Source organism: Enterococcus sp. S183_ASV_20, from assembly GCF_018919685.1.
Classification (GTDB): Bacteria; Bacillota; Bacilli; order Lactobacillales; family Enterococcaceae; genus Enterococcus; species Enterococcus faecalis.
Genome location: NZ_JAHLRI010000111.1, coordinates 1 through 3,510 on the forward strand (window position 1 = coordinate 1; position 3,510 = coordinate 3,510).

The window sequence follows — 3,510 nt, forward strand, 5'->3', positions numbered from 1 at the left end:
ATTTTAGAAGATGCAGCGAACGAATTCTTGTTAACTAAGGAAAAGTTTGCGAGAAGAAAAGGCACGCATATTATTTTTAATCCTGTGACTGAAAAACTAGAGTTTGATAAAAAAAGTATTGAACGAGGAAACGGACGAGGGAAAGCTGTTCTTGCACACCATTTGATTCAATCTTTTTCACCTGAAGACGATCTTACCCCGGAGCAAGTACATGAAATTGGGCGAAAAACAATTTTAGAATTTACCGGCGGCGAGCATGAATTTATTGTCGCCACTCATGTAGATAAAGCACATATTCATAACCATATCATTGTAAATTCTACGAATCTAACGACAGGAAAAGTATTGAATTGGAAAATTATTAAGCAACAAAACGGAAAAAATAAAGACAAAACAAAAGAGCTATTCGAAAAAGTATCGGATAAAGTTTCTTCAGAATATGGCGCAAAGATTATTGAAAAATCACCCAAGCAAACTCATACAAAATATACAAAATGGCAGACAGAATCCATTTATAAACAAAAAATAAAAAGTCGTTTGGACTTTTTATTAGAACAAAGTTCTTCAATCCAAGATTTTTTAGAAAAAGCAGAAGCCTTAAATCTTTTCGTAGATTTTTCTAACAAATGGACGACTTACCGACTGTTAGACGAGCCACAATTAAAAAACACACGTAGTCGCAGCCTATCAAAAAGTGATCCTACTAAATATAATTATGAGAAAATCATTGAACGATTGAAAGAGAATAAAAACGTTTTAACAGTGGAAGAATGTGTCAAAAGATATGAAGAAAAAAGTGAGCAAGAAAAAAATGATTTTGATTATCAATTTACAATAGAACCCTGGCAACTATCTCACAAAACAGATAGGGGCTACTATATAAATATTAACTACGGATTTGGGAATTCTGGGAAACTTTTTATAGGAGGGTATAAGGTTGATCCATTAGATAATGGGAACTTTAATATCTATGTAAAAAGAAATGAATATTTTTATTTTATAAGCGACAAAGATTCTACTAAAAGTAAATACTTAACGGGAGCTTCATTGATTAAACAATTGCGTTTATATAATGGACAAACACCACTAAAAAAGGAACCTGTGATGCGAACCATCGATGAGTTAGTTAGTGCCATTAACTTTTTAGCAGCCAATGAAATAGAGGACACAAGACAACTAAAATTATTAGAAGGAAAATTAGAATCTGCTTTTCTTGAAGCAGAAGAAACTTTAGAAACACTTGACGAGAAAATGATAGAGCTACACCAATTGAGTAACCTCTTATTAGAAAATGAACTGCATGGAGATCCAGAGATGATTCAGAAAAAATTGAAAACATTGTTACCGGACGCTACACTAGCAGAATTTTCTTATGAAGATGTACAAGGAGAAATTGAAGCAATTAAAACTAGTCAATCTCTGTTAGAAAATAAACTGGAACGAACGCGAAATGAAATGAATCAGCTTCATGAAATTCAATATGTACACAAAAAAGAAACCGAAAAACAAAATGATGTGAGACCAAAATTATAGATCAGTCAACCTGGAATGGAGGGATTTTTATGCTAATTGTACGGCGTATTTTGGCAACTGTATTATTTTTACCATGTTTTATTTTTCAACTGTTTTTTAAATATTTAGGGATACTTTGGCTCCTTTTAGGTAAGATTATATCTATTTTCCTGTTCTTCTTTTTTGTAGTATTTCTATTTGTATTCTTTGGTGGGATAATCGCTGGTATTTTAAACGAGGAATTTCGAACCGACTTTACTTATTGGTCAGGTATAGGGTTGGCAGGAATATTAATTTTTATTATCCACTTACTAATCCGTTTCAATGAAAACTTAGGAGATTGGTTAATTCTTCTCGCTGCTTGGTTGAGCTTGATTCCAGCCTATCTTTGGCAAAAAGATATTTTGTAGTAAGGTCAATTAAATTAAGCACTGTCAAATGATTTAACCCAACTGATTGATATGAACCAAGAGTAAACGTGCCAAAAGACACTTGTGAACGGGTCATCTGAACATGACTTTACTCAAAATAAAAAAAGAGAGAAGCCATGGAAATAAGGCTTCTCAAAAGAGCTTGTGGAAATGAAATTAGTGAATGTAAACTAATTAATTAAGGTAGTTTTAGAATACAATAGTGCAAAATAAAAGGCAAGAAAAAACAGTTTCAATCAAAAAATCAGAAAGGACTTCTTAAAATGGCAATAAAAAGTGAAAATAAACGTGCAACAGTTACTCTAAATCCTTTACAACAAGCAGAATTAACGAAATTAGCTAAAAAATATGCTGTTTCGGAGAGTAAAGTCCTGGCACATGGATTAGATCTATTAATTATGCAAGAGAACGCTCATTTCAAAACTGGTTTGGAAAAGTGCCCACACTAATTTTATAAGTGCCTGCACTTTTTGATGAGAGGAGAAAATGAAGATGACGAAAAAACAGAAATATTTAGTTAGTTACTTGTTAGCTGTTTTGTTTGCTAGCTTTGGAGTAGTAAGTAAAACGGAAGTCACTTCTTGGATTAGCCAGGTTCAATCACACGAAACGGAGCAAGCAATTACTGGCAAACAAGACCATAAAGAGGTATCGAAAACAAACAATTCAAGTACCGCCCCGTATAGCCAAGACCAATATGACCAATTAGCTAACCTAGACTTCCAAAGTGGCGGAAACGCCATTTTAAACGTGAATAATGGCCAATCAATGCTAAACATTGCCAACTGGAAAGAAAACAAAGTGATTTATGGAGACTTAGATTCCTTGAACCGGACAACATTTGTGACTGCCTACCTTGATAGGAAGAATTTAGGACGTTCTGAAGGACGAGAACGGCAAGTCTGGCAACCGACTGGTTGGCACCAAAAACAGATCGATGGAGATCCGATTGTGAATCGCGGACATTTACTTGCCTATACGTCCAGCTTTAACTTTGATATTGACGGAAACTTTAAGATAGGTGAAAATGGAAGCCAAGACAATCCCAAAAACCTGGCAACACAAACTGCTTTTTCCAATCAAAAAGTGCAGACGCACTATGAGAAACTAGTCAGAGATGCACAAAAGATCAAGGGAAACAAAGTCATTTATCAGATCGTGACAGTTTTTCGTGGAAAGGAATTAATGCCTCGAGGTTATTGGTTACAAGCGGTTGATAGTGCGGGTACACTTAATCTTAACGTGTACGAGTACAACGTGCAGCCAAACGTCGTGTTTAACTACGAAGATGGCACAAGTAAAATAGATAGAGCAAAAAAAGTGAGGAAAGATACATGACTAAAGAAGAAAAAATAATATTGATTGTATGTAATAGTGATTTCATTTATGAAGAGTTGGAGAAGCTGACAATTACTAGTATTGATAGCTTAATATGTTACACACGTAAAAGAAAATACATTTTCATTTGAGCTTCTCTGCTAATTTATTAATCTGTAATTTCCAATAGCTCATTACGACGGAAGCCAAGCAGATTACTTCTTCTGCTTGACTTTATTATATTCATAAT

General features: G+C 34.1%; 4 protein-coding genes. All 4 read left to right on the top strand.

Going from position 1 to position 3,510, the window contains the following annotated elements:
- A partial coding sequence (locus KQI94_RS15650; protein ID WP_216454605.1) for a relaxase/mobilization nuclease domain-containing protein occupies window positions 1-1,533 on the top strand: 1,533 nt, incomplete at its 5' end.
- 29 nt (window positions 1,534-1,562) lie between these two features.
- Complete coding sequence (locus KQI94_RS15655) at window positions 1,563-1,922, top strand: hypothetical protein (RefSeq protein WP_174082600.1); 360 nt, start codon at window positions 1,563-1,565, stop codon at window positions 1,920-1,922.
- A gap of 284 nt (window positions 1,923-2,206) precedes the next feature.
- Window positions 2,207-2,392, top strand: coding sequence for a hypothetical protein (locus KQI94_RS15660; RefSeq protein WP_010714343.1), 186 nt, complete (start codon window positions 2,207-2,209; stop codon window positions 2,390-2,392).
- A 37-nt stretch (window positions 2,393-2,429) separates the two neighbouring features.
- Window positions 2,430-3,281, top strand: a complete 852-nt coding sequence (locus KQI94_RS15665) for a DNA/RNA non-specific endonuclease (RefSeq protein WP_174091586.1) — start codon at window positions 2,430-2,432, stop codon at window positions 3,279-3,281.
- Window positions 3,282-3,510: the final 229 nt, after the last annotated feature.